The sequence below is a fragment of the Nonomuraea sp. SYSU D8015 genome (genome assembly GCF_008065375.1).
In the GTDB taxonomy this organism is placed as follows: domain Bacteria; phylum Actinomycetota; class Actinomycetes; order Streptosporangiales; family Streptosporangiaceae; genus Nonomuraea.
Genome location: NZ_VJYI01000007.1, coordinates 339232 through 364524, shown reverse-complemented (window position 1 = coordinate 364524; position 25293 = coordinate 339232). Strand labels below are relative to the sequence as shown.

Annotated in this window: 21 protein-coding genes; 6 read left to right on the top strand and 15 right to left on the bottom strand. The window is 72.0% G+C overall.

Translation table 11 applies throughout. The annotated features are described in order from the left end of the window. Positions 1-372: 372 nt before the first annotated feature. The 8 genes from ID574_RS29625 to ID574_RS29590 all read right to left on the bottom strand — a co-directional run bounded on the left by ID574_RS29625 (position 373) and on the right by ID574_RS29590 (position 11626). Positions 373-1995 (bottom strand): GTP-binding protein, encoded by a 1623-nt coding sequence (locus ID574_RS29625; RefSeq protein ID WP_188192244.1) that lies wholly within the window; start codon positions 1993-1995, stop codon positions 373-375. Next, positions 1992-4748: a dynamin family protein gene (locus ID574_RS61810; protein WP_262496064.1), complete on the bottom strand. Its 2757-nt coding sequence runs from the start codon at positions 4746-4748 to the stop codon at positions 1992-1994. The genes ID574_RS29625 and ID574_RS61810 overlap by 4 nt, the downstream gene beginning before the upstream one ends. Then, a complete protein-coding gene (gene cobA / locus ID574_RS29615; protein ID WP_188192243.1) occupies positions 4745-5977 on the bottom strand; it encodes a uroporphyrinogen-III C-methyltransferase in 1233 nt (410 codons plus the stop codon). Before cobA ends, ID574_RS61810 begins: the two co-directional genes overlap by 4 nt. An 80-nt stretch (positions 5978-6057) precedes the next feature. Beyond that, positions 6058-7074: an agmatinase gene (gene speB / locus ID574_RS29610; protein WP_188192242.1), complete on the bottom strand. Its 1017-nt coding sequence runs from the start codon at positions 7072-7074 to the stop codon at positions 6058-6060. Between the two features lie 12 nt (positions 7075-7086). Further along, positions 7087-8355: a nicotinate-nucleotide--dimethylbenzimidazole phosphoribosyltransferase gene (locus ID574_RS29605; protein ID WP_188192241.1), complete on the bottom strand. Its 1269-nt coding sequence runs from the start codon at positions 8353-8355 to the stop codon at positions 7087-7089. Between the two features lie 28 nt (positions 8356-8383). Beyond that, the gene (locus ID574_RS29600; protein ID WP_188192240.1) at positions 8384-9223 is read right to left on the bottom strand and encodes a sirohydrochlorin chelatase; all 840 of its coding nucleotides are present in this window, start codon (positions 9221-9223) and stop codon (positions 8384-8386) included. A 70-nt stretch (positions 9224-9293) separates the two neighbouring features. After that, positions 9294-10469 carry a bifunctional cobalt-precorrin-7 (C(5))-methyltransferase/cobalt-precorrin-6B (C(15))-methyltransferase gene (locus ID574_RS29595; RefSeq protein WP_188192239.1) on the bottom strand — a complete coding sequence of 392 codons (1176 nt, stop codon included), beginning with the start codon at positions 10467-10469 and terminating at the stop codon, positions 9294-9296. An 80-nt stretch (positions 10470-10549) separates the two neighbouring features. Continuing rightward, on the bottom strand, positions 10550-11626 hold the full coding sequence (locus ID574_RS29590; RefSeq protein ID WP_188192238.1) for a GNAT family N-acetyltransferase: 1077 nt from the start codon (positions 11624-11626) through the stop codon (positions 10550-10552). Between the two features lie 77 nt (positions 11627-11703). Between ID574_RS29590 and ID574_RS29585 the strand changes: the two genes are divergently transcribed. Both ID574_RS29585 and ID574_RS29580 read left to right on the top strand, forming a co-directional pair. Next, positions 11704-12114, top strand: coding sequence for a DUF2795 domain-containing protein (locus ID574_RS29585; RefSeq protein ID WP_188192237.1), 411 nt, complete (start codon positions 11704-11706; stop codon positions 12112-12114). Positions 12115-12117: 3 nt separating this feature from the next. Then, positions 12118-13137 carry a baeRF2 domain-containing protein gene (locus ID574_RS29580; protein WP_188192236.1) on the top strand — a complete coding sequence of 340 codons (1020 nt, stop codon included), beginning with the start codon at positions 12118-12120 and terminating at the stop codon, positions 13135-13137. On the opposite strand, the gene ID574_RS29575 is transcribed toward ID574_RS29580, so the two are convergent. From ID574_RS29575 to ID574_RS29565, 3 genes are read right to left on the bottom strand one after another with little or no spacing between them, the layout of a single operon-like run. Next, the gene (locus tag ID574_RS29575; protein WP_188192235.1) at positions 13127-13672 is read right to left on the bottom strand and encodes a LutC/YkgG family protein; all 546 of its coding nucleotides are present in this window, start codon (positions 13670-13672) and stop codon (positions 13127-13129) included. The genes ID574_RS29580 and ID574_RS29575 overlap by 11 nt on opposite strands. Then, a complete protein-coding gene (locus ID574_RS29570) occupies positions 13659-15050 on the bottom strand; it encodes a lactate utilization protein B (protein WP_188192234.1) in 1392 nt (463 codons plus the stop codon). The genes ID574_RS29575 and ID574_RS29570 overlap by 14 nt, the downstream gene beginning before the upstream one ends. Further along, positions 15047-15778 carry a (Fe-S)-binding protein gene (locus ID574_RS29565; protein WP_188192233.1) on the bottom strand — a complete coding sequence of 244 codons (732 nt, stop codon included), beginning with the start codon at positions 15776-15778 and terminating at the stop codon, positions 15047-15049. The genes ID574_RS29570 and ID574_RS29565 overlap by 4 nt, the downstream gene beginning before the upstream one ends. Positions 15779-15838: 60 nt before the next feature. Between ID574_RS29565 and ID574_RS29560 the strand changes: the two genes are divergently transcribed. Beyond that, positions 15839-16528, top strand: coding sequence for a FadR/GntR family transcriptional regulator (locus tag ID574_RS29560; RefSeq protein WP_188192232.1), 690 nt, complete (start codon positions 15839-15841; stop codon positions 16526-16528). On the opposite strand, the gene ID574_RS29555 is transcribed toward ID574_RS29560, so the two are convergent. Both ID574_RS29555 and ID574_RS29550 read right to left on the bottom strand, forming a co-directional pair. After that, entirely contained in the window at positions 16525-17778 is a 1254-nt protein-coding gene (locus ID574_RS29555) for a transposase (protein WP_223167195.1), read from the bottom strand. The two genes, ID574_RS29560 and ID574_RS29555, sit on opposite strands and share 4 nt — an antisense overlap. 513 nt (positions 17779-18291) lie before the next feature. Continuing rightward, a complete protein-coding gene (locus ID574_RS29550) occupies positions 18292-19722 on the bottom strand; it encodes a sulfatase family protein (RefSeq protein WP_223167194.1) in 1431 nt (476 codons plus the stop codon). Between the two features lie 82 nt (positions 19723-19804). On the opposite strand from ID574_RS29550, the gene ID574_RS29545 reads away from it, so the two are divergent. After that, a complete protein-coding gene (locus tag ID574_RS29545; RefSeq protein ID WP_188192230.1) occupies positions 19805-20806 on the top strand; it encodes an LLM class F420-dependent oxidoreductase in 1002 nt (333 codons plus the stop codon). Positions 20807-21094: 288 nt separating this feature from the next. Here the strand turns inward: ID574_RS29545 and ID574_RS29540 are convergent, their stop codons facing one another. After that, positions 21095-23032, bottom strand: coding sequence for an FtsX-like permease family protein (locus ID574_RS29540; protein ID WP_188192229.1), 1938 nt, complete (start codon positions 23030-23032; stop codon positions 21095-21097). Next, positions 23029-23706, bottom strand: a complete 678-nt coding sequence (locus tag ID574_RS29535; protein WP_188192228.1) for an ABC transporter ATP-binding protein — start codon at positions 23704-23706, stop codon at positions 23029-23031. The genes ID574_RS29540 and ID574_RS29535 overlap by 4 nt, the downstream gene beginning before the upstream one ends. Before the next feature lie 92 nt (positions 23707-23798). Between ID574_RS29535 and ID574_RS29530 the strand changes: the two genes are divergently transcribed. Continuing rightward, positions 23799-24449: a response regulator gene (locus tag ID574_RS29530; protein ID WP_188192227.1), complete on the top strand. Its 651-nt coding sequence runs from the start codon at positions 23799-23801 to the stop codon at positions 24447-24449. Positions 24450-24495: 46 nt separating this feature from the next. Beyond that, the gene (locus ID574_RS29525) at positions 24496-25206 is read left to right on the top strand and encodes a DUF4328 domain-containing protein (RefSeq protein ID WP_188192226.1); all 711 of its coding nucleotides are present in this window, start codon (positions 24496-24498) and stop codon (positions 25204-25206) included. Positions 25207-25293 lie beyond the last annotated feature (87 nt).

Genomic DNA, 25293 nt, shown 5'->3' with positions numbered 1-25293 from the left:
GCCGGCTGCCCGCGACCTGGCAATACGGTGCCGGAGGCGGGCGCGGGTGCGGGACGCCGAACGGGATTCTGTGGATGGAGGGGTCGGGCAGGTGAGGCTTGTGGATAGAGCCGCCCAACCGAGCCACCCCTAGAGAGCGGCCTCAAGAATGCCGCCTCGAGAATGCCGCGCGCGGCGCGCCGCCGGAGTTGCACACACCAACAGGCCGAGGTGGGCACACCCCGAGCGCGAGACCCGCCAGCAGGCGAGGCGGACGCGCCACCAAGCGACGGATGCGCCGCCACGCCAGGCTCGGCGCGCCACCAAGCGACGGATGCGCCGCCACGCCAGGACTCGGCGCGCCATCAGGCGAGTGGGTGGGCGCTTTCCGGGTCAGGCGGACAGGTCGCGGAGGGCTGTGTAGAAGGCGTGGTGGCGGGCCAGTTCGCGTTCCACGGGCTCGACGACCATCGTCGCGGACACGGCCGCGACCCGCCGCCGCATCTCGCGCTCCAGCCGCTCACGCTCCCGCGACGCGCCCAGCTCCACGAAGTTGCGGGACGCGATGCCCGACAGCGCTCCCAACCCCAGCACCGAGGCCATCATGAGCCCCACCCACGGCAGCGCCCCGCTGTCACCGAGCAGTTGCAGCGACGGCGGCAGCTGCCCCGGCATGAGCAGGCCTGCCACCAGCCAGAGCGCTCCGGCGAGGAACGCCGCCACCAGGAGGTATTGCCACACCTTGAGCAGGCGCCACCATCCGGGCACCCGGTCGAGCTGCGGCGCCACCTCCGCGAGGTCCTCGGTGAGCGCCTGGGGCAGCTGGCCCGCGCGGGACCTGGCGGCCTGGTGGACGGCCGTACGCCACACGGGGCTCATGTTCATGGAGAGCCCGTCGGCGAGCGCATGCACGGCGTTGGCGACCTCGGCCGACTGCGCGCTCACCGAGCCCGTCGTGATGCCGCGGATCTCGTCGGCCACATCGTCCAGGCGCAGCATCTTCAGGGGGTCGGAGCGGAACTTGTCGATCCACCGCGGGTACGGCCACCCGACCCACCGGGTGGACCGCTCGGCGTAGACGTTCTCCATGGCCTCGCCCACGGCCGGTACGCCCACCGCGTCGCACAGCGCGTCCGTCAGCCCCATCCTGCGGGCCTCGTCGACCGACGACGGCGCGGACAGGGCCTCGCCCAGCGGCATCGCCTCGATGAGGCGCTGCTCCAGCCGGTGCAGGTCGGCCTCCAGCTTCTGGATGGCGGCGCGGCGGCGCGCGACGGCGGTCGCGATGACGCTCTTGAGGCTCTCGATGCCGCGCCCGGTGACCGCCGAGGTGGGCACCACGCTCGGATGTTCGACGCCCTCGCGCCGCAGCAGGTCGTTGAGGTCGATGACCAGCTCGGCCAGCTCCTCGGTGGTGAGCCGGTCGGCCTGGTTGAGCGCGAACACGGTCACCGCGTCGTGCCCCGCCAGCTCCGTCACGTAGCGCCGGTGCGTCGAGGCGTCGGCGTACTTCTGCGGGTCGAGCACCCACACCACCAGGTCGGCCAGCCCGATGAGCCGGTCGGCCTCGGTGTCGGTGAGCGCCCTGATCGAGTCGTGGTCGGGCAGGTCGAGCAGGATGAGCCCGTGGAGCTGGCTGTCTCCCTTGTCGAGTGCGCTGGCCCGGGAGAAGCGGTGGCGCCACTGGATCTGCAGCCAGTCGAGCAGCGGCGCCGCGCCCTCGAGCCCCCACACGCAGGCGTGGGTGCGGGCGGTGGTCGGCCTGCGTACGCCGGTGGGCGACAGCTCGAGCCCGGAGATCGCGTTGAACAGCGACGACTTGCCGCTGCCCGTGCCGCCCGCGAGGGCGACGACGGTGTGCTCGGACGACAGTTTGAGTCGCTCACCGGCCCGCTGCAGCAGCGCGCCGGCGTCGTTGAGCAGCTTGGGATCGAGCCGTCCGGGCCCCAGCTCCACCACCTTGGTGAGCGCGGTCAACCGCGGAGCGAGCCCTGGCCTGGTGGTCATGGTGGTCATCGAGCGACCTCGAGGTTGTACGTTGCCTGGTAGAGGCGGGTCGCGACGGACTCGTCGGGAATGCCCGCGGAGTCGAGCGCTTGCGCGTAACGCATGGCCTCCTCGTCGAACAGCATGCCGATCCTCGCCCTCAGGTCACTGAGCGCCTTGGCGCCGATGCCGCGCAGCGACTCCGCGCCGAGCAGGGCGTTGACCAGCCGGTGCGGCACGCCTTCGCCGTTGCTCCCGTTGAACATCGCGACCATGAAGATCAGCGAGAGCGCCTCGGGGTCGAACGAGACCAGCTTCGACACCGACCGCTTCGCCACACCCTCGGTGCGTACGAGCTCGCCCAGGTGCTCCTGCCAGGACGCGATGGCCCGGCTGGTATGCCGTACGAGATTGTCCGAGGGCCGGTCGAGGCCCTCGGCGAGCTTGGCGCCCAGCTCGGCGCGGTGCCGCCAGCGCGCCACCACCTCCTCGGCGGCGCGGTTGGCGGCAGCGACGATCACCGACTCCAGGCCGGTGCGGATCGCCGCCTTGAACGCGAGGATCCGCTCGGGCGCCTGCCTGGCCGCCCGGCCGCGCCTGCGCAGCCGCAGCGAGCGCATAAGGTCTCCGGAGCCGGCGAAGTCCTGCCAGCGGGCCAGCACCTCGCCGTGGAGGAGCGAGCCGTTCTTCGACGCCTTGTCGATCGCGCCGAGCGCGCCGAGGAAGGCTGACTCGACGTCCCTGCGCAGCTCCGTCCTGAACGCGACCTGCGCCTCCAGGTGCTTGGCCAGCGCAGGCACGCGGGTGCGGAAGCTGTTAAGCACGCCGTTGAGTGTCTCGCGGACGGCCTGCGCGCGCCGCTCCTCGTCCACCGACAGCTCGGCCAGCCAGAGGCGCAGCTCGGTCACCTCGCTGTCGGGGAGCCTGCCGTCTTCGACCTTCGACTCGTGGATGACGAATCGGTCGATCTCGCCCAGGCCGTATTCGGTGAGCATGCGGACGAAGTGCTTCAGCACGACGTCGGTCGACCTCGACGGCACTCTCGACAGGACGATGGCGAGCCGGGCGCCGCGTTCCTTGGCCAGCTTGAGCAGGTTCCACGCGGGGGCGTCGGCGTAGCGGGCCGCCGTGGTGACGAATATCCACAGGTCGGCGGCGTCGAGCATGCGGTGGGCGACCTCGTGGTGCTCCTCGACGACCGAGTCGATGTCGGGGGTGTCGAGCAGCGCGACGCCCTGCGGGAGCTTCTCGGTCGCGACGACCACGATGCCGCCCGTCGCTGCGTCGGTCGGCGGCTTGTCGAGCCGCTGCAGGTTGCCGAGCAGCTCGCCCTCCGTGAACCAGGCGCGGTCTTCGGGGTGGCAGACGAGGACGGGGGTGCCGGTGGTCGGGCGGCGTACGCCGGTGCGCGAGACGTTGCGCTCGGCCAGGGAGTTGACCAGGGTGGACTTGCCTGCGCCGGTCGAGCCAGCGACCACGATGAGGGCCGGGGCGGTGCTGGTCCTGACCCGGGGCAGCACGTAGTCCTCCAGCTGGGCCAGCAGGTCGGCCTGCGCCTGCCTGGCCTCCTCGGCGCCGGGGAGGTCGAGGCCGAAGCGCAGGTCGGCGACGCTCTCCCGGAGTGCGTCGAGCGCCGCCATGAGCGCCTCGGCCGCCTCGGCAGGCAACTCCTCGGTACGGGTGCCGTCCGTCCCCTTGGAGGTCTCCTCGTGCTCCTCGGAGGTCTTCACGGCCTCTGGGGAAAGGGCCTCGGCTGTGGCTTCGACTTCGTCCGGGACTTCGTCCGGGGCTTCGGACGAGGTCGCGGCCTCAGGGGTCACGTCGGACGCCTCGTCCAGCCCTTCGTCCGAGATCGCGTCCGGCCCTTCGTCAGAGGCCTCGTCCGTATCGGGGGTCTCGTCCAGCCCTTCGCCGGAAGTCTCGTCGGCAGCGGACGTCTCGTTCTCGGCGGGCGTCTCGTCGGCGGTCTCAGCCGAGGGCTCGTCCGGCACCTCGGCCGAGATCTCGTCCTCCGCGCTGTCCGAAGGCTCGTCCTCGGCCTCGCCGGAGGGCTCGTCCTGCGCCTCATCCGGGGATTCCTCGTCGCCCGGCTGATCGAGCTCGTCGGCTTGCGACTGGGCGTCTTCCGGCTCGAGCTCGTCGCCGGAGCCGGACAGCTCAGCCGCGGGTGACGGCTGCTCGTCGGACGGCTCGTCGCCAGATGTCTCGTTCTCGGACGGCTCGTCGCCAGACGTCTGCTCGGCGGTCGGCTCCTCGCCGGTCTGCTGCGCGTTGCCCGCCTGGTCGGAGGCCGGTGCGATCGCCGTCTCCTCGTGGGCGGCCGGCTCGTCCTGGTCGGGGACGGCCTCGTCGGTCGTGGCGAATCCGCCGCGCGTGGCGGGCCTCACAAAAAGGGAGGGGCCGCCGGGAGAGGCCGAATCGGCGGGCTTGTCCGGCGCCGGGTCAGGCTTCCCCGGGGCGGCCGGGTCCCAACCCGAGGCGGCGGGCGTGGAGGCAGGCGGATCCCCCGGCTTGGGGCGGCCCCCGCCGGTGACCGGCTTGCGGGGTGCGAAGAAGTTCACGGGCTGAGGGGGGTCCGCGGCGGCCTCCGACTCGGTGGTCGCGCCCGTTTCCCCCGCCGCCGGCTCTTCATCGCCGGTCTGCTCTCGCTTGTCGTCACGGCGCGCGCCCTTGGCGGGGCCCGCCGCGAAGGCGTCGAATGTGTCGTCGTCACGCACCGGCCGGAAGCTCAACGTCTGCTCCCCCGGTGACTCCTGCCGCCCGTCATCCATGGCCGTGTTCACGGCAAGCGCTCCGCTCGAACCATCTCGACCTCCTGGCCGACCCTGACGACGTCGCCGACGATGACGATCGCCGGCGGCCGTATCCCAGCCGCGGACACGCGGTCGGCCACGGTGGAAAGCGAAGCGATAACCGCCCGCTGGGTCGGAAGGGTACCGTCCTGTACCACCATTACGGGAGTCTCCGGGGGACGTCCGTCGCGAACGAGCGCCTCGGCCACCTTGGCCAGCCGTTCGACGGCCATCAGCAGCACCAGCGTGCCCTGGGAGCGAGCCAGGGCGGGCCAGTCGACGGTCGACTTGGGATCGTCGGGCGCCACGTGCACGGAGATCACGTGGAACTCCTGGCTGACCCCGCGATGCGTCACCGGCACCCCGGCCGCCGCGGGCACCGCGACGGCGCTGGTGATGCCCGGCACGACCAGCACGGGGATGCCGGCCTCCGCGCAGGCGATCATCTCCTCGCCGCCCCGCCCGAACACGAACGGGTCGCCGCCCTTGAGCCGCACCACGAACTTGCCCTGCCTGGCCCGATCGACGAGCAGCTCGTTGATCGTCTCCTGGGACAGCGACCGGCCGTAGGGCACCTTGGCGGCGTCGACCAGCTCGACGTCGGGCGCGAGCTCGTCGAGCAGGGCGCGGGGCGCGAGCCGGTCGGCGACCACGACGTCGGCCTGCGCCAGCAGCTGCCGCCCGCGGACGCTGATCAGGCCGGGGTCGCCTGGGCCGCCGCCGACCAGAGCCACGCCGACCGGTTTCGTACGGTTACGCCGCGCGTCGACGGTGCCGTCACGCAGTGCCTCGACGACCGCGTCTCTGATGCCGGCGGCCCTGCGCGGGTCGCCGCCCGCCGTGACGGCCACGCTGATCTCGTCGACCCGCCCCGTCGCCGGCGTCCACGCGGCGGAGGCGTCCTTGTCGTCGGCCCGCACGCACCACACGCGCTTGGCCTCCGCCTCCGCGGCGATCGCGGTGTTGACGGACCTGTCGGAGGTGCAGGCCTGGACGAGCCAGGCGCCGTCGCAGTCGCCGACCTCGTAGGGCCGGGCGTGCCAGGTGACCCTGCCTGCGGCGATCAGGTCGTCGAGTGCCGGGGTCACGCTCGGCGACACGACGGTGACCTCCGCACCGGCCTCTAGCAGCGCGGGGACGCGCCGCTGCGCGACGCGGCCGCCGCCCACGACGAGCACCCGGCGGCCGGAAAGCCGCAGGCCGAGGAGGTAGGGGCCCATGAGGGGAATCTCCCATTCGCGAAGGTTGTGTTTAGGAGGTAAACCTACCGGCTCTCAATCCGTCATTTGATGCGCCCGTGTTAACGACCATCGAGAAGGGGCTGGCGAGGATCCCAGCGAGGCCCGCCCTCGTCGTCCTTGCGGCGTCTGGCCATCGCTGACAGCGCCTCAAGAATAACCCGGTTCCCGAGATACGCGGTGATGTCCGCATGATCGTACGGCGGCGCCACCTCGACCAGCTCCATGCCCGCCACGGGAAGCTCGTAGCAGATCCTGCGCACGGCGTCGAGGAGCTGCCTGGCCGTGAGCCCGCCGGGTTCGGGCGTCCCGGTGCCCGGCGCGTGGCCGGGGTCGCAGACGTCGATGTCCACGGACAGGAAGATCTGGTCGCACTCGTCGAGCGCGATGCGGAACGCCTCGGTCAGGACCTCGTCGAGCCCGCGCGCCACGATCTCGGTCATCTCGTACGAACGCATGCGCTGCGAGGCCATCCAGGACAGGGTGGCGGGCTCGGGCCAGTAGCCGCGCAGCCCGATCTGCAGGAACCTGTCGCCGCGGATGGCGCCCGACTCGATGAGCCGCCGCATGGGCTGGCCGTGGCCGTACAGGTGGTGGCCGTAGGTGAAGTCGCCCGTGTCGGCATGGGCGTCGAAGTGGATCATCGAGGTGCGGCCGGGCGTGTGTGCCCTGGCCGTGCCCCGCGCGTCGGGCAGCGCGATCGTGTGGTCGCCCCCGAGCACCAGCGGGATCGCGCCCGAGGCCGCGATGCGGTGCACGGCCTCCTCGATCGCGGCCAGCGAGCCCTCGACGTCGCCCGAATAGCACTCGACGTCACCGGCGTCGAGCACGCGCAGGTCCTTCAGCGCGTCCACGCGCAGTGCCAGGCTGGGCCGGGAGCCGTCGAAGGGCAGGTAGCACGCCTTGCGCAGCGCCTGCGGGCCGAACCTGGCCCCTGGGCGGTTCGAGGTGCCGCCGTCGAAGGGGGCGCCGATGATCACCACGTCGGCGCCCTCGTAGCTGGCCGGGTCGCCGACGTCGCAGCGGTCCACGCCCAGGAACGTGAAGTCCGGGCCGTACATCGCGCCGAAACGGGACATGATGATCCTTTATCACATGGGCTTCTCGGTCACTCCCGCGGCGTCGAACGTGGCCACGTCGTGCATCACCCGCACGGCCGCGCAGACCATCGGGTGGGCGAGCAGGCCCCCGCTGCCCTCGCCGAGCCGCAGCTCCAGGTCGACCAGGGGGCGCAGCCCGAGGTGGGCGAGCGCGGCGGTGTGACCCGGCTCGGCGGAGCGGTGCCCGGCGACGCAGTGATCGGGCGCGGCGGGGTCGAGCGCGGCGGCCACCAGGGCGGCGGCGCCGGCGATGACGCCGTCGAGGATCACCGGCACGCGGGCCGCCGCGCCGCCCAGGATGAAGCCCGCGAGCGCGGCGTGCTCGAACCCGCCGACGGCGGCCAGCGCGCGCAGCGCCTCACTCGCCGACATGCCCGCATCCGCCGCCGCCCCTGAAGCCGCCGCCCCTGAAGCCGCCGCCCCTGAAGCCGCCGCCTCTGAGCTCGCCGCCGTCCCCGAACTCGCCGAAGTGGCCGCGGTCTCCGAGGTGGGCAGTGTCGGCGAAGGCCCGTGGATGTGGACGGTGGTGGAGGGCGGCGGGGTGGTCGCGAGGCTTGAGGTGGGCGTGAGCGGGCCCGGCGGCAGGTCGTTCGCGCGGAGGGCCTGGCGGACGATGCTCACCTTGCGGGCGTACGTCTCGTCGTCGATCCCCGTCCCCCTGCCGGTGACCTCGGCCGCGTCTCTGCCGGTGAAGGCGGAGATCAGGGCGGCGGAGGCGGTGGTGTTGGCGATGCCCATGTCGCCGGTGATCAGGCAGCGGGCCCCGGAGGCCACCAGGTCGCGGGCCACCGTGATCCCGGCCTCCAAAGCCCTGACGGCCTGGTCGACGGTCATGGCGGGGCCCTGCGACAGGTCCGCGGTGCCGTACCCGATCTTGTGCTTGACCAGGTTGGGCGCGTCGGGCAGGTCGGCGGCGACACCGACGTCGACCACGGTCACGGACACGCCGGCCTGGGCGGCGAAGGCGTTGGCGACGGCGCCCCCGGCCAGGAAGTTCGCCACCATCTGGACGGTGACCTCCTGCGGCCACGGGGTGACGCCGCGGGCGTGCACGCCGTGGTCGGCCGCGAAGATGGCCAGCGCGGCGGGGGCGGGCATGGGCGGCGGGCAGGCGCCCGCCGCGCCCGCGAGGCGGACCGCGATGTCCTCCAGCGCGCCGAGGGAGCCCCGGGGCTTGGTGAGGCGGTCCTGGTAGGCGCGGGCCTCGGCGATCGCCGCCGGGTCGGCGGGGCGGATCGCGGCGAGAGTCTCAGCGAGCACGGCATACCTCCGGTCAGGGGCGTGCGCTTTACGGGACGAGTTGCAGCGCTTCCTCGTATCGGTCGATCACGACGTCGGCCAGCGTCTCACAGTCGCCGATCACCTCGGCGCAACGGATGTCGAGATCGGGGTGGCCCGCGCCGTACGCCAGCGCCTGCGCCCACACGCGCTCCAGCAGGCCGCCCGCGAACAGCAGGTACGGCACCACGATCACACGCTTGGCCCCCAGGCGGCGGCAGCGCTCGAGCCCGCCGGGCACTCCCGGGGGGGTGACCGACACGAACGCGGTCTCGACGGTCATGAAGTCGTAGGCATGCGTCTCCCAGAACAGCCGCGACACCCGGTGGATCTCGGCGTTGGCGGCCGCGTCCGTGGATCCTTCGCCGACCAGCACGACCGCGGTCTCGCTCGGCTCCACGTGCAGGTCCTCGGGGGCCGGCGCGTCGACGGCGCGCAGCCGGGGCCGGGCGCCCACGAGCTCGAGCGGGCGCGGCCTGGTGAGCTCGCCGGCGGCGTCCTTGAGCCGCTCGGCCAGCAACGCGAGCACGCGCGGGTCGGGGCCGAGGGGGCGGCCGTAGTCGTACATCAGCGTCGGGTGCCGCTGCTGCTCGCGCTCCATGGCGGCGCCGAAGTCGTCGCTCAGGCGGCTGAGGCTCAGCGGCATCGCCACGAGCCGGTGGTGGCCCCTGGCGACCAGCGAGGCGACGGACTCGCTCAGCCGCGGCGTGGCCCGCTCCAGATAGCCGCCGGAGACGTCGGCGGCGGTCTGGTCGAGTCGGCAGCGGAGCCGGTGTACGAACCTGCCGAATTCCGCGGCGTAGGCGTCATCGTGCGAGCCCTGCCCGATCAGCAGGAGCGGCGGCTTCATCGTGAGGGATTCTCCGGTGTGGTGGACAAAGACACGCGAGGATAACCGATGCGCCCCCGTAGGGAACAGGTCACGCTGTGTGCGCAGGTGTCGCGTGCACGACGAACACCGGGTCGGAGGCGGTCAGGCTGTGTGATCCGTCGGGCTCGAGTGTCAGCTTGGAGGCCAGGATCTGGGTGCCCTCGCCCCGGTAGCCCTGCTCGCGCAGCCGCTCCAGCACGGCCGGGACCTGCTCGATCTTGCTGAGCGCGCACACCAGCGAGCGCGGGCCGCGCGCGGCGCAGGCCACGACCACGTCGGCGCCGCCGCCGCCCACGAACACGGCGTCGGGGTCGGGCAGCGGCTCCAGCGCCGGCGGCGCCTGCCCTCTGGTCAGAGCCACTTTGACGCCGTGCTTGAGCACGTTGGCGCGCAGCTTGGCGCAGGACTCCTCGGAGCGCTCGACGGCCACGACGGCCGCGCCCAGCCTGGCGCACTCGACGGCGATCTCGCCGACGCCGGCGCCCACGTCCCACACCAGGTCGCCGAGCCGGGGGCCCAGCTTGGCCAGGATGTACGCCCTCGCCTCCGCCGGGAGCCCGCTCTCGAACGGCAGCGCCCACTCGGGGGGCCCCGGCTGCGCCCCCGCCACCCAGCTGGGCTCCTTGGGCTGGTGGAGCGGGTCGATGACGAGGACCACGTCGGGATCCTTCCACGGCCTGGTCGTGGCCTCGCCCATGCGGCTGTGCGTGACCCGCTCGTCCGGTCCGCCGAGGTCCTCGCAGACGATCAGCGCGCGGGGCGTGGTGGGCGCCAGCTCCCTGGCGACCTCGCCGGGGCCCACGCCGGGGGCGACGATCAGCGCGACCTTGGGGTGGGCGCGGCAGGCGTTCACGGCACGGTTGAGCTGGTGCGGGCCGGACGGGGCGACGACCAGCGCATCCTCCCAGTTGAGCCCTGCGCAGGCGAAAGCCCGCGTGACCAGCGAGGTCGCGGGCAGCACATCGGGTCTGATGCCGTGCGCCCGGAGCTTGCGCACGACGCCGAAGAATCCGGGATCACCCTCCGCGATCACGACGGCGGGGCCCTCGCCGTGCTCGAGGTGGTCGTCGAGGGTCTCCAGCAGCGCCCCGTCGGCCGCGGTCGGCGCGGTGAGCTTGAGCTGCCCGATGATGGCGTCCGGTCCCACGACGAGCCCGGCCCCATGGAGCCGGTCGACCGCCTTGGCTGAGAGCTCGGATCCGTCCCAGCCGACAACCGTGATCATTGCGCCTCACACTCCTCACCTCAAGGGTGACGGGTGCCGAGTGGATTCACAAACGGTACAAGGGTCAGTCCGATGTGCCCTCAGGCCAGGTCGGACGGGATGAGACTGTAGACGACGAGATCGTCGCCGCGGAGGCATGCGCGGGCGACGCCCTCGCGGACGAAGCCCGCCTTCTCGGCCACCCGCCGGGACTCGGGGTTGTCCACGGCCACGCGTAGCTGAAGGCGGTGGAAACCCTGCTCGAACAGCCAGCCCGCGACCGCCAGCACGGCCTCGCCGGCGTAGCCCCTGCCGCGGGCCCACGGCGCGGTCATGTAGCCGACCTCGGCCGTACGGTTTCTCCAGTCGACATCTCTGATGTCCACGTTCATGGCGAACCGGCCGGTTTCCAGCTCCACGACCGTCCAGCCGGCGTCCGTGCCCCTGATCCGCCTCTGTTCCGCGCCGTCGATGAAGGACCGCGCGTCCTCCTCGGTGTAGCCGGGCGGGAGACTCGTCCTGGCCTGCGTGAGCGGGTCGGCGGCGGTGGCGGCCAGGTCGGGGGCGTCGGCGGGGACGGGCGGCCGTAACAGGAGCCGCCCGGTCCGCAGCTCCGTCCGAGGCAGCGTGTTCGCCGGGACGCGGTCGTCGCCGCGGAGCAGGCCGAACATGACCAGGTCGTGCGGGCCGTCGTCGTCCATGACCGCGGCGCGCAGCACGCCTTCCCAGGTGAAGCCGGCTTTCTGGGCGACGCGGAGCGAGGCGGCGTTGTCCAGGTTGGCCGTCAGGTCGATCCTGCGCAGCCTGGTGTTCGCGAACACCCAGTCGACGAGCCCCCGCACGGCCTCGGTGGCGAACCCGCGGCTCCGGTAGAGGGGGTGCACGCCGTACCCGACCTCCGTCGTGCCCGCGCTCCACGAGGTCTTGAACAGGCTGATGGCGCCCACGATGACGCCGTCCACGTCCGTCATGGCCAGGTGCATGCCCTGCCCGGCCCTGCGCAGCTCGTGCACGCCCGAGGCGAGCCACTGGGCGACGCCGGACGGGTGGACGGGCGCCCCGGGCGGGAGGAACCGGACGCCGGACCCCACGATCGACCGGACCCGGCCAGTGTCCTGGGGGCCGAACGGCCGCAGCCTCAGCCGGGCCGTCGCGATGCTCACGTCGGGCTCGAACACGCTCGGCAGGGTACACAGCCGCGATGTTTGCCCACGAAAGCGGGGGTAGGGGCGCAGTTGAGAGGAGTGAGGGAACGATGGAGCAACGTGGGAGCGACAAGCACGGACCCCGCCTGGACGATCAGCAGAAGCACGAGACCGAGGGCATGGTACGAGGCGGCGGCACGACGCACGCCCAGGAATGGAAGGAGCCCGAGGCCATGCCGGCGCCCGGCGAGGAATCGATGCGGTCGTACCCCCCAGGTCACGAGCCCGGCGTTCCGGAGGGCATGACCCAGCGCGACGTCGACGTCCGCGGCGACCTCGCGAAGTGGCTGAGTGACACCCATTGGCCCCGGTCCAAGGCCGATCTGGAGCGGCACGTCGAAGAGGCAGGCGCGCCCGACCCGGTGGTCGACATGGTCAGGTCCCTCCCGGAACGGCAGTACACGAACATGAACGACGTCGCCAAGGCCCTCGGGATCGGCGTGGAAAAGCGGAGGTGGTGACCGGTGCGGCTCGACTTCATCCGGCCGCTGTACGAACGACGCGGCCCCTACGCGTCGGTGTACCTGGGTGCGCTCACCGTGGCCGAGCGGAAGGCGCACTGGCGCGGCATCCGCGACCAGCTCGAACGGCTCGACGGGGTGGATCCCGCGACGGTCGAGGCGCTGGAGGCGGAGGCCATGCAGGCGGCCGCCGGGCGGGCGCTGTTCGCCACGCGCGGTGAGGTGGTGCTGGCCGAGTCGCTGGAGCGGACGCCGTCCGAGCTGGCGATGTGCTCGCCGCTGCCGCACGTCACGCCCATGCTCAGGCAGCGGGGCGAGAACGTCCCGCACATCCGCGTCATCGTGGACCACGCGGGGGCGGAGCTGACGGTGTTCGGCGGCGGGTCTCCGCGCAGGACCACCGTGGAAGCCGAGGAGTGGCCGCTGCAGAAGACCGCCCAGGGCGGCTGGTCGCAGAAGCGATACGAGCGGGCGGTCGACGACACGTGGGAGAAGAACGCGGTGGCCGTCGCGCACGAGATCGACGAGCAGGTACGCCGCATCGGCGCGGAACTGATCATCGTGGCCGGCGAGCCGAAGTCGCGTTCGTACCTGCTGCATCACCTCGGCACCAAGTCCGCGGACCGGGTGATGATGGTCGAGCACGGCAGCCGCAGCGACCACGGCCAGTTCGAGGAGGACGTGGAGCGGGCCCTCGACGACTGGCTCGACCGCAGGCGCGCCGAGCTGCTCGAACGCCACCAGGAAGACGCCGGCCCGGTCGGCATGGAGGACGTCGCACGGGCCCTGCGCGAAGGCAGGGTGCACGCGCTGCTCTCGCCCGGCGACCTGCCGCAGCCCGTCTGGACCGGCGAGGGCGGCACGCAGCTCGCCGCCGACCGGGACGAGCTGCACCGCTGGGGCGTCGCCGAGCCGGTCCAGGAACGCGCGGACTCGGCGCTGGCCAGGGCCGCCGCGATGACGGACGCGGAGCTGTGGTTCACCGACGCCGTCAAGGACGTGGCGGCCGTGCTCAGGTACTGATGATCACTTCCAGCGTCCTGGGCCCGTGCACGCCCTCCACCCGGTTGAGCTCGATGTCGCTGGTGGCCGACGGGCCGCTGATCCAGGTGAGCGGGCGTGCCGGGGCCAGCCTGGCGACGGCCTCGGGCACGCAGGAGACGATCTGATCGGCCCTGACCACGCACACGTGGTAGTCGGGGACGAGCGTCTGGGCCCTGGTGCCCTGGCCGGGGCCGTGGTCGAGGACGATCGTGCCGGTCTCGGCGATGGCCACGGCGCAGGTGGTGACCACGCCGTCGGCGGTGTTGAGGTCGTCCCATCCGTCGCCGTCGGGCCTGATCATGCGACGGCCCGCGACGAGTTCGTCGATCTTGGCGGGCACCTCGGCGGCCGGCAGCACGTGCACGATCGCCCGGTAGTCGTCCACGCGCTCGGCGAACAGCCCGACGAGGTCGTCCGCCTGCTGCGTCGTGCGGTAGTGGCGGGGGATCTCCACGTCCTCGGCCCCCGCCACGGCTTTGCCGATCCTCGCGAGGATCTCGTCACGCGCGCTCATTCCGCTCCCACCAGTCTCTGAAGGATTCTTCCGGAATCTCGGGCACGTCCCTGGTGTCGGTCCACGCCGACAGCGGGCCGGGCAACCGCTTGGGGACCAGCTTGCGCAGCTTGGTGGCCGCGCGCTGGGCCCTGGCGAGCCGCTCGTGGTCGTTGAGTATCCAGCCCGCGACCTTCATGCCGGCCCGCTCGGCGGCCGAGTGCGGGGCCTTGGCCCGCAGGTCCACCAGCACCTCGGGGATGTCGATGGCGACCGGGCAGGCCTCGTAGCAGGCGCCGCACAGGCTGGAGGCGTACGGGAGCGAGGCGTCCAGCTCGGAGCCCATGCCGCGCAGCTGCGGGGTGAGGATCGCGCCGATCGGCCCCGGGTAGACCGAGCCGTACGCGTGGCCGCCCGCGCGCTCGTAGACCGGGCACACGTTGAGGCAGGCCGAGCAGCGGATGCAGCGCAGCGCCTGGCGGCCGACCTCGTCGGCGAGCACGTCGGTGCGGCCGTTGTCGAGCAGGACCAGGTGGAACTCCTGGCCCTCGACCGCGCCGGTCCACATGCTCGTATAGGGATTCATCCGCTCGCCCGTGGAGCTTCTGGGGAGGAGCTGGAGGAACACCTCCAGGTCCCGCCAGGTGGGCAGAAGCTTCTCGATCCCGACCACGCTGATGAGCGTCCGCGGCAGGGTCAGGCACATGCGGCCGTTGCCCTCGGACTCCAGCACGACGAGCGTGCCGGTCTCGGCGACCATGAAGTTGGCGCCGGAGATCGCGACCTTGCTCTTGAGGAAGCGTTCGCGCAGGTGGAGCCGGGCGGCCTCGGCGAGGGCCGGCGGGTCGTCGGTCAGGTTGTCGGGGACCTTGGGCATCTTGTCGAGGAAGATCTCGCGGATCTCCGACCGGTTGCGGTGGATCGCGGGGACCAGGATGTGGCTCGGGAAGTCGTCGCCGAGCTGGACGATCAGCTCGGCGAGGTCGGTCTCGTACGCGGTGATGCCCTCCGCGGCGAGCGCCTGGTTGAGCTCGATCTCCTGGGTGGCCATGGACTTGACCTTGACCACCTCGGTCTCGCCGGTGGCCTTGACCAGGCCGGCCACGATGCGGTTGGCCTCCGCGGCGTCCCTCGCCCAGTGGACGGTGCCGCCCGCCCTGGTGACGGACTCCTCCAGCTGGACCAGGTAGCGGTCGAGGTTGCGCAGGGTGTGGTCCTTGATGGCCTTGCCGGCCGCCCGGAGCTCCTGCCAGTCGGGCAGCTCGCCGACGACGCTCGCCCGCTTGCCCCGGATGGTGTGCGTGGCTTTGCGGAGGTTGTAGCGGAGTTGCGAGTTTTGAACGGCTTTCTCAGCGTTTTTTGGGAAATCTCCGGGCATCCCGAGGAATGTCGAGCTCATTGGGCCTCCTCCGTTGACGCCAGGATCTCGGCCAGGTGCATGGTCCTGACGCCGGTCTTCTGGCGGCTCAGCGTGCCCCCGATGTGCATGAGGCACGAGTTGTCCGCCGCGCACAGCACTTCGGCGCCGGTGTCCAGGATGTTGCGGGTCTTGTCTGCGCCCATGGCCGCCGAGACGGCCGGGTTCTTGACCGCGAACGTGCCGCCGAAGCCGCAGCACTCCTCGGCGCCGGGCAGCGGCACCAGCTCCAGGCCGCGGACGTGCTGGAGCAGCCTGGTGGGCCGGTCGCCCAGGTGGAGGCCGCGAAGCGAGTGGCACGTCGGGTGATATGTCACCCGGTGTGGGAAATATGCGCCGACGTCCTCGACTTTCAGCACGTCGATCAGGAACTCGGACAGCTCGTACACCCTGGGCACCACCTCGGCGATCGCCGCCGCGCCCTTGCTGCCGGGTTTCGCCAGTTTCGGGTACTGCTCACGCACCATGGCCGCGCACGAGCCCGACGGCGCGACGACCGCCTCGTACCCGGCGAAGACCTCGGTGAAGTGGCGCGCCAGCCGCACCCCCTCCGCGCGGTAACCCGTGTTGACGTGCATCTGGCCGCAGCACGTCTGGGCGGCCGGGAAGTCCACCTCGCAGCCGAGCCTGCGCAGGAGCGACACGACCGCCTTGCCGGTGCCGGGGAAGAGCGTGTCGTTCACGCACGTGATGAACAGGGCGACTCGCACGGCTCTCCTCTCATATATGGTCTGACCACAGTATGGTCAGACCATATCAAGGAGGCTCTGGTGGACGGCGGCGGCTGGCGTCCGGTCAAGCGCACGCGGACGTTCGAGGACGTGCTCGCGCAGATCGAACGGCGCATCGCCGAGGACGGCCTGACGGCGGGCGACCGGCTGCCCGCCGAGCGCCAGCTCGCCGAGCAGCTCGGCGTCAGCCGCTCGTCGGTGCGCGAGGCCATGCGTGTGCTGGAGACGCTGGGTGTGGTGTCCTCGCAGGTGGGACGGGGGCCGGACGCGGGCGCGGTGCTGATCGCGCGTCCGGAGTCGGCGCTGACGGACCTGCTCAGGCTGCATCTCGGGCTGGCGAGCCTGGAGATGCGCGAGGTCATCGACGCCCGGCACATGATCGAGGAGTGGGCCGCCACGCGTGCGGCCGCCGTCCGCGCCGACACCTCGGCGCTCGTCTCCGCCCTCGCCGGGATGGACGCGGCGGGCTCGGCCGAGGAGTTCGTGGAGCACGACACGGCCTTCCACTGCGCGATCGCGGACGCGTCCGGCAACCGGCTCATCGCCGCCATCATGCGGTCGCTGCGCGACTCGATGCGGAGGTACGCGGTCGAAGCGGTCGAACGCCTCGGCGACACCTCGGTCCTGCGCGCCGACCACGTACGCATCCTGGAGGCCATCGACCGGGGCGAGGCGGACGAAGCCGCCCGGGCCGTCTCCGAGCACCTCGCGCACGCCTACCGTTCCTAGGGACTGAGCAGGAGTTGCTCAGCCGTGTGCCTCGAACGGTGCTGGGCACACTGGTCGCCCGCTTTCGCGCCACGGCCCGGCGGCATGCATCGTGTGCATGGTCCGGTGCTCGGGGGGCGGGTTCCCTGGCGCCCGCAGGTTCCCGGTCGGGCCTGGATGGTCCGATGCCCCTGCTCATCGCTCCGGTGAGCAGGGGGCGGTGCCGTCCGTCGCCGGATCGGGTGCCCGAGGGCGCGTCGTCCGATCGCCACGGCAGCGGCGTCGTGACGGGTGGTCGTACGGGTCTTGCTGGTCAGCGGGGCCTGCCAGTGCTGGGCGCCCCATTTGGAGGTGTACGCCGGATCGGCGGCGATGATCGTGATACCGGTCTGATCTGCCATCGAGGTCAGCCGCGCGCGCAGCCTGCCGGTGGGCATGCCCGAGATCAGCTGCCGGAACCTCTTGCGGCCGCCGTGCTTCTCCCGGCTCTTCTCGGCCTGGAAGTCCAGGTCCTCGATGGCGATGGTCTTCACCCCGCAGGTACGTGCCCAGTGCAGCAGCCGCGTTAGGGCGTGGCGGACCTGGGCGTCGCGGTGCACGGCGCCGCCGGACAGGTGGAAGGTGAAGCGGCGGGGGTTGCCGATCGGGTTGCCGTGCACGTCCAGCCGCCAGGCGGCCAGGTGATCGGCGTTGGTGTCCACGCCGATCACACCGTGGGTAAGCGCGGCGGACATGGGGATGGCTGGGGCGGCCGGGATCTGCCAGGAGGCGGTGATGTACCAGCGGCCACGCCGCACGTCGAGGTGGATGCGGTAGGCCACCGCCCGGTCAGCCGCGACACGATCAGCCCAGCCGGTGCTGCGGTGCGCGAACCGCACCCGCGCGGCCAGCACGTACCGGCCGTGCGGCGCGTTGGCCAGATGCGCGAGTGGCTCTGGCAGCCTGATCGACACCTCACCGGTCGGGCTGAGGCGGATCGTCTCGTTGCCGTACCGCTTGCCCGACTCGCCATCGGCCTGCAGGAACCACCGCTTCGCCTGCCACTGCTGCCGCCATACGCTCTCAGACAACGTGGCGGCCTGCAGGTTGTGCCGCATCCTGGCGAACCGTTTGCCGCCCCGCACGATGCGCACCCGTCCGGCCTGCCAGTCGGCCCGCACGGCGGCCAGCCAGTCCTTCAGCACCCGCAGGCGGCGGGACTTGGCGAACCACTCCTGCCGCGAGCGGTAGCCGGGCGGGGCGTCTTTGGCGCCCTTCTGCCCTACCGGCACGGCAAGACGCCGGGTGATCGCGGTGATCCCCGCTTCCAGGTCCTGCAGGTACGCCAGCCGGCCGCGGTGGGCCAGCGCCCACTGAGATCGCGCGAGGCCAGCGAGCCGAGATGCGCACCGACCAACCGCAGCACCCTGTCATCCTGCGCGGTCAGTCCCTTGAGACGGTCACGGACCGCCACCCCCCGAGGACCCGGGAACGACAAACGGCGGATCGATCGGCCGCACCTCAGCCACGCTCGCCCCCATGCCAGGCAGGGTGCAGGGAGCCGGACACCGAACCGCAGGAACGCCGCGAGATCGCCCTTGGCCGATCATCGGCACCTCGATGCGGCCGCATACCCCTGCCCACCTCCTCATCTCGCGGAGCGTGACCGTGACTACTGGTATTTGACCCTGCGCGGTAGAACGTTTGAGCGATTCATGCTTACGGATCCGTGCGGCCACCGATGTCACACGCACGCCTAAACGACCACCGTCGCGAACCACTCACTGTTCTCCGACGGGCACTGATCACTCCCGCATGTCGGCTTCCCTGCAGCTCGCTCCCGAGCACGCCACCATCCCCGCCAGCCGCTCGTCGAGATCGGCCAGCAGGGCGGGGTCGGCCTCGGCCGCCAGGTTCCGCAGCTGGTACGGATCGGCCTGCAGGTCGTACAGCTGCCGCTCCCCGGTGTCGTACCGCACATACGTGTACCGATCCGTTCGCAACGCCTGGTAAGCGGGCACCGGGGTCTGCCTGGACGACGCCCGGTTGGCCGGCCGGGTGAACTCGACCAGGACGTTCGTCCGCCACCGCGCCGGCGGCCGGCCCCGCAGCAGCGGCACCAGGGACCGCCCCTCCGCGAACGCCGGCGGCGTGGCCCCGCCCAGCTCCGCGACCGTGACCGCCAGATCCACCGTGACGCCCAGCTGCGCGATCGTCGAGCCGGGCGTGACGCCGGGGCCGCGGACCACGAGCGGGATCCTGATCGCCTCCTCGAACGGGGTCGTCTTGCCCTGCGTGAGCCGGTGCGTGCCGAGATGGAAGCCGTTGTCCGAGGTGAAGATGATGTAGGTGTCGTCGAGCCGGCCGGTCTCCCGCAGCGTCTCGACGACGGTGCCGACGAGGTCGTCCACGCCCAGCATGGCCCGCAGCCTGGCGCGGTGGCGCTCGTCGATCGCGTCGATCTCCGGTTGCCCGAGCACGGGCAGGCTGCGCAGCCACAGCGGCTCCAGGCTCACGTCCGCCTGGTTGAACGACGGCGTCCGCGGCGCCATGGCCAGCGGGAACGCGTCCGCGTGCCGCAGGGCAGGGTTGGCCGGATTGTGCGGCGCGACCGGGGCCAGGTAGAGGAAGAACGGCTCCTTGGAGCCGATGATGAAGTCGCGGCTCTTGCGGGCCAGCACGTCGGACAGGTAGTCGTCCTCGGCCCAGCCGTAGTCGGTAAGGGTGCCGTTCTCGTTGAGCCGGTAGCCGTACTCCTCGTACAGGTTGCGTACGGGAACGGCCCATTCGTCCCAACCGGGTGGCACGTACGCCTCATCGGCGGACTGTCCGGGGTAGTGGTTGAGGAACTTGCCCATCAGCGCCGTGCGGTACCCGGCCTGCCTCATCCAGGTGCCGATTGTGGAACGTTCCAGACTTTGGCCGTGGAAGCGGTCGAAGCCGCCTTCCGGGGCGGTGTTGGTCAGGACGCCATGGCTGTGGACGTACTGGGAGCGAAGGATCGACGCCCTGGACGGGCAGCACCACGAGTTCGTCACGAAGAACCGGTCGAACGAGGCGCCCTCCCGTACGAGGTGCTGGGTGATGTTCGGGAAGTTCGGCAGCGCGCCGGCCTCGAGGTCGTCGACCGCGATGAGGACGACGTTCGGGCGCGACGCGCTCGCCGCCGCCATGGGCTCGGCCGCCGGCAGGAGAAGCAGCAGCAGACAGGCGACCCGGCAGAGACCTTTGAGCACGGAGTGTGACTTCCCCGGAAGATCCTCCATTGACACCCGGACCCGGCGCGGCCGTAATAGAACTTAATTCCGGAGGTGTCACATGAAGCTCGGGCTCCAACTGGGTTACTGGCAGCGCAATGCCGACGACGCGACCGAGACGGTGCTGGCGGCCGAACGCCTCGGCTACGACTCGGTGTGGACGGCGGAGGCGTACGGCAGCGACGCGTTCACGCCGCTGGCCTGGTACGGCGCGCGGACCAGCCGCATCAAGCTCGGCACGTCGGTCGCGCAGCTCTCGGCCAGGCCGCCCGTCACGACCGCGATGACCGCCATGACCCTCGACCACCTGACCGGTGGCCGGCTGCTGCTCGGCGTGGGCGCGTCGGGGCCGCAGGTCGTGGAGGGCTGGTACGGCCAGCCGTTCGCCAAGCCGCTGGCCAGGACGCGCGAGTACGTCGAGATCATGCGCAAGGTGTGGCGTCGTGAGGAGCCTGTGACCAGCGACGGCCCCCACTACCCGCTGCCGCTGGCGGGCGGCCTCGGCAAGCCGCTCAAGCTCATCACGCATCCGCTCCGCCCGGACATCCCCGTCTATTTAGGGGCAGAGGGTCCGAAGAACGTCGCCCTGGCCGCCGAGGTGGCCCAGGGCTGGCTGCCGCTGTTCACGTTCCCGGGCAAGATCGAGGAGCTGTACGGGGAGTCGCTCGCGGGGGCGCCCGAGGGCTTCGACGTGGCGGCCATGGTGATGGTGATCGTCTCCGACGACGTACGGGCCGCGCTGGACGGGGTGAAGCTGATGCTCACGCTGTACATCGGCGGCATGGGGGCCCGGCATCGCAACTTCCACGCCGACATCATGGGCAGGATGGGGTACGCCGAGGCCGCCGAGCACATCCAGTCGCTCTACCTGGCGGGGAAGAAGGACGAGGCGTTCCGGGCGATCCCGGACGAGCTGGCCGACGGCATCTCGCTCGTCGGGCCGCCCGGCCGGATCAAGGAACGGCTGGAGCTGTGGCGCAAGAGCCCGGTCACGAGCCTGCTGGTCATGGGCCCGCGCGACGAGCCCTCACTGAAGCTCATCCGCGACCTCGTCCTCGGCTGACGCGACCGGGCTCCGCCCCCGGCCGCGCCGAGCATCCCCTCCTGCCGCGCCGAGCACCGCCTCCGGCCGTGTCCCAGGCCCTGGCCCTGCCCCCATGATCCGTGCCCCCATGCCCCTGCCCCGAGGCCCTGCCTGTGGACCAGACGCAAGTGGCCGTCGAACTCCGCCCTGTCCAGGCACCGCGCCGCGGGCGCGGGTGCGGGCGTAGGTCCGGTGGGACACGCAGGGGTCAGGCGCGGCTGAGCACGAGCAGGGCCGGGCGCGGGCCGATGAGGGCGGGGGACTTGGTCAGTCGGGGCGGGGGGCCGGGTCGGCGGTGACCGAGCGGAGCAGCGGCCTGCTCATGGCCCCCGCGCCGATCACCCCGGCGAACCCGGCCACGACACAGCCGGCCAGCGTGATCACACCAACTGTGCTGATCGAGCCCATCATGAACGGCATCGCGCAGAACACCCCCACCAGGATCGCCCCACCGCCCATCACCGCCAGCGGGATGAGCGTCTCCGAGCGCCGCGCCCGGTCCAGGACCTCCAGCGGCGTGCCGGCCAGCCGCAACAGCCCGTACGTCTGCCGCCGGTCCAGGATCGACGACGCGGCCGTGATGCCCGCGCTGGCGATGGCCACCAGGAACGACACCGAGAGCACGACGACGGTCCCCACGCGGATGTCGTCCAGGATCTGGATGCCGAAGCGCTGCTCGTCGGCCTCCGTCGTCGGGGTGCGGCCGGGGACGAGGCCGGCGAGCGCGGTACGCGCCCGATCCACCGTGGCCGCGTCGGCGGAGCTGCCCAGCGCGGCCACGACCACGCGCTCGCGGGACTCCACGGTGGCCGTCACCTCGGCCGCCGCCAGCCGCTCGCGAGCCTGGTCGGCGACCCGCTCCACCTGCCCCGGGGGTGCGGTGACGCTCAGCTGTGGAGACCCGCTCTGGGTGGTGAACGCGTCCGGGCTGAGCAGGCCGAGGAAACCCGCCACGAAGCCGGTCAAGGCCACGCCGCTCACCGTGCGCCAGGCCGAGCGCGGATCGTCCACCAGCCTGCGCCCGGCCAGCAGCCGGGCGGGTCCGCGCGCGCCGGCCGCCGTGATCCTGCCGATCAGGCCGACCACCCACGGGCCGGCGAGGTTGAGGCACAGGAACGCGAGGGCGAGCGCCACCGCGACGATCGCGACGCTGGTGCCCTTGGTCAGCATGGGGAACACGGCGAGCACCGCGAGCAGCACGAGCACCCGGACGAACCGCATGGCGGGCGGCGTCTCCCGCTTGGCCACGCCCAGCGGACTCACCACGACCCGCTGCAGCCCGATCACCGCCGACAACCCCACCAGCAGCGGCACCGCGACCACCACCGCGCCCAGGTCTGTCAGGCTGGGGAACAGGTCCGCGACGAACCAGGGACCGCCCTGGATCTCGATCCTGGCCAGCAGCGGCACGGCCAGGGCGAAGACGACGGCCCCCGCGAGGGCGCCGGCCAGCGCCACGAGCACCGCCTCCGCCACGGTCATCGCGACCACCTGGCCCGGCGTCGCGCCGACCAGCCGGAGCGTGGCCAGCCGCTGGTCGCGCCTGGCCACGGTGAGCCGGGCCGCGGCGCCGCCGAACACCAGCAGCGGCACCACCATGAGCACGCTCGCGACGAGCGCCAGCGCCTTGTACGCCTCCGCGTCCTCGCCGGGCGTGCCCGCCAGGCTCGCCACCTTGGTGGGCTCCTTGCCGACGATCCAGTCGTCGCTGCGCGCCGCGACCATCGCGGGCGCGTCCGGTTCGTGGCCGACGACCGCGACCAGCTCGTCCGGGTGCACCAGTCCCGCGTCGCCCAGCACGCCGGCGCGGTTCGGGTAGCGGTCGGCGAACTGATCGGCGGGCAGCTCCCTGGTCAGCTCCGCCAAGGCCGGGGACAGCCACACCTCTCCCGGCTTCGGGAAGCGCGGCAGGCCGGGCGGCGCGGGGACGCCGTCCTTCAGCGCCGCCAGGTCGACGACGGTGATCGCCTGGTCGCGCACGTAGTCGAAACGGGACGCCTCGATCGCCACCGCGGCGCCGTCGCCGGCCGGGACCGGGTTGCGCCAGGCGCCGCGGTCGGCCCTGGCGTCGAAGGCGAAGTTCGCGGCCACGGCGAACAGCAGCAGCGCCGTGGACACCGCCACGGCGCCCAGCGTGAGCCAGGTGCCCAGCAGGCCCCTCCGCCCGCCGCCCTTGAGCAGCCGCCAGGTCAGATCGAGGTTCACGCGTGCACCCCGGTGGTCAGGAGGAGGCCGTCGCGGACCTCGACCGTGCGGTCGCACCAGCCGGCCACGTTCGGGTCGTGGGTGACCACGATCAGGGAGGCGCCGTTGTGCCTGGTCGCCTCGACCAGCAGGCGCATCGTGCCGTGACCGGTCTGCTGGTCGAGCGCTCCCGTGGGCTCGTCGGCGAACACCACTGCCGGCTTGGTCACCAGTGCCCTGGCGATGGCCACCCGCTGCGCCTGCCCGCCGGACAGCTCGCCGGGCCGCCTGCCCTCCATCCCCTGCAGGCCGAGCGGCGCGAACCACTCGCGCGCCTGCCGTACCGCCTGGGTCCTGGGCACCCCGCCCAGCATGAGCGGCAGCGCCACGTTCTCCTCGGCGGGCAGCTCGGGCAGGAGCTGGCCGAACTGGAAGACGAAGCCGAAGCGGGTACGGCGCAGCGCGCTGCGCTTGCGCTCGCCCATCGCGTCGATGCGCTGCCCGAGCAGGTGCACCTCGCCCGCGTCCGGCTTCATGATCCCGGCCAGGCAGTGGAGCAGGGTCGACTTGCCGGAACCGCTCGGCCCCATGATCGCCACGGCTTCGCCGGCCCGTACCGCGATGTCCACGCCGCCCAGGGCGACCGTCTGCCCGAACCGTTTGGCCAGGGCTCGTCCAACAAGCACGTCGTTCATGACGTTCAGCCTGGCGAGGGCGGGCGGGTCGCGGGATCGGCCGTGAGTCCATAACCGCCTCGGCCGAACGGCCGATCCTTAGAGTTGGGGCTGTGACTATTCGGGTTCTCATCGCCGACGACCAGCAACTGGTGCGCACCGGCTTCCAGATGATTTTGGACGCACAACCGGACATGGAGGTCGTCGCGGCGGTGTCCGACGGGGCCGAGGCCGTCTCCGAGGCCAGGCGGCTCAGGCCGGATGTGTGCCTGCTCGACATCAGGATGCCCAAGCTCGACGGGATCGAGGTGACCCGGATCCTGGCCGGTCCCGGCGTGGAGGATCCGCTGCGGGTGGTCATCGTCACGACGTTCGACCTGGACGAATACGTCTACGGCGCGCTGCGCTCCGGAGCGACCGGGTTCCTGCTCAAGGACAGCGGGCCCACGCTGCTGATCGAGGCGGTCAGGGCGGCCGCGGCCGGTGACGCGCTGGTGTCGCCGTCGGTGACCGTACGGCTGCTGCAGCACCTGGCCCAGCCCAAGCGGCCGCCCGCGCTCCCGGCGAACGACCCGCTGACCGACCGCGAGCTGGACGTCGTGCGGCTGGTCGCCAGGGGGCGCACCAACAAGGAGGTGGCCGCGGAGCTGTTCGTGTCGCTCTCGACGGTCAAGACGCACCTGGGCAGCATCCAGGCCAAACTCGGTGTCAGGAATCGGGTGGGAATCGCAGCTTGGGCGTGGGAATCCGGCGTGGTGAGCTGATTAACCGAGGGGCTCCCGGGATAGAAGTGAATCAGAACCTCAGCGCATGGCCCGGGGGGAGAACATCGTGCGCTACACCCAGGCACCGCCTACCAGAGCCGCCTTTGCCGTATATGTGACGCTCGCCGCGCAAATTCTCTCCCTCGCCGCCCTCGTGATCTTCGAGCAGGCCCGCGGCCGCCGGCTCGCCGCCCAGCTCGCCGAGTTCGGCGGCCGGCCTCACGGGGCCGACGCGGAGGCGGTCGTGGGGGCGGTGACCGTGTTCGCACTGTTGATCATGGTCGTGGTGGGCACCTCCATCGCGGCCGGTGCCGCGTACGTGACGTGGCTCGTACGGGCCCGTCAGGCCAACGACCGCTCGGTCACGAGCGGTCGGGTGGCGGCCGCCTGGCTGATCCCCGGTTTCAACCTGGTCGCGCCCGTGGTGCTGGTCGACGAGGTGTGGCGCGGCGCCCGGCCGCCCGGGGGGCAGCGCGGGCGGTGGCTGGCGCTGCTCCTGGGGTGGTGGGTCAGCTGGCTCGCCACGCTCGCACTGGTCACCGTCTGGGTGCCGCTCGACTCGTCCGCCGGTGACCTCACGGGGATGGGGCTGCCGGAGCTGGGGTGCGCCGTGGTGGCCGCCGTGCTGTGCGCGGCCACGGTACGCGAGCTGACCCGCCTGCAGCGCATGGCCCGCTCCCCGCTGGCCACCGTCCGCGCGTTCTCCCCGCGCCCGAGCCCGGCCCCCGGCTCCACCCCCATCGGCCGCACCGGCTGACTACCTTCCGGCACGGGATTGGAGCGCGCCGCCCTCGGCCCGCACGGCCCTGCGAGGCCGCACACGGACGGGCCGGCGTGGTGGGTG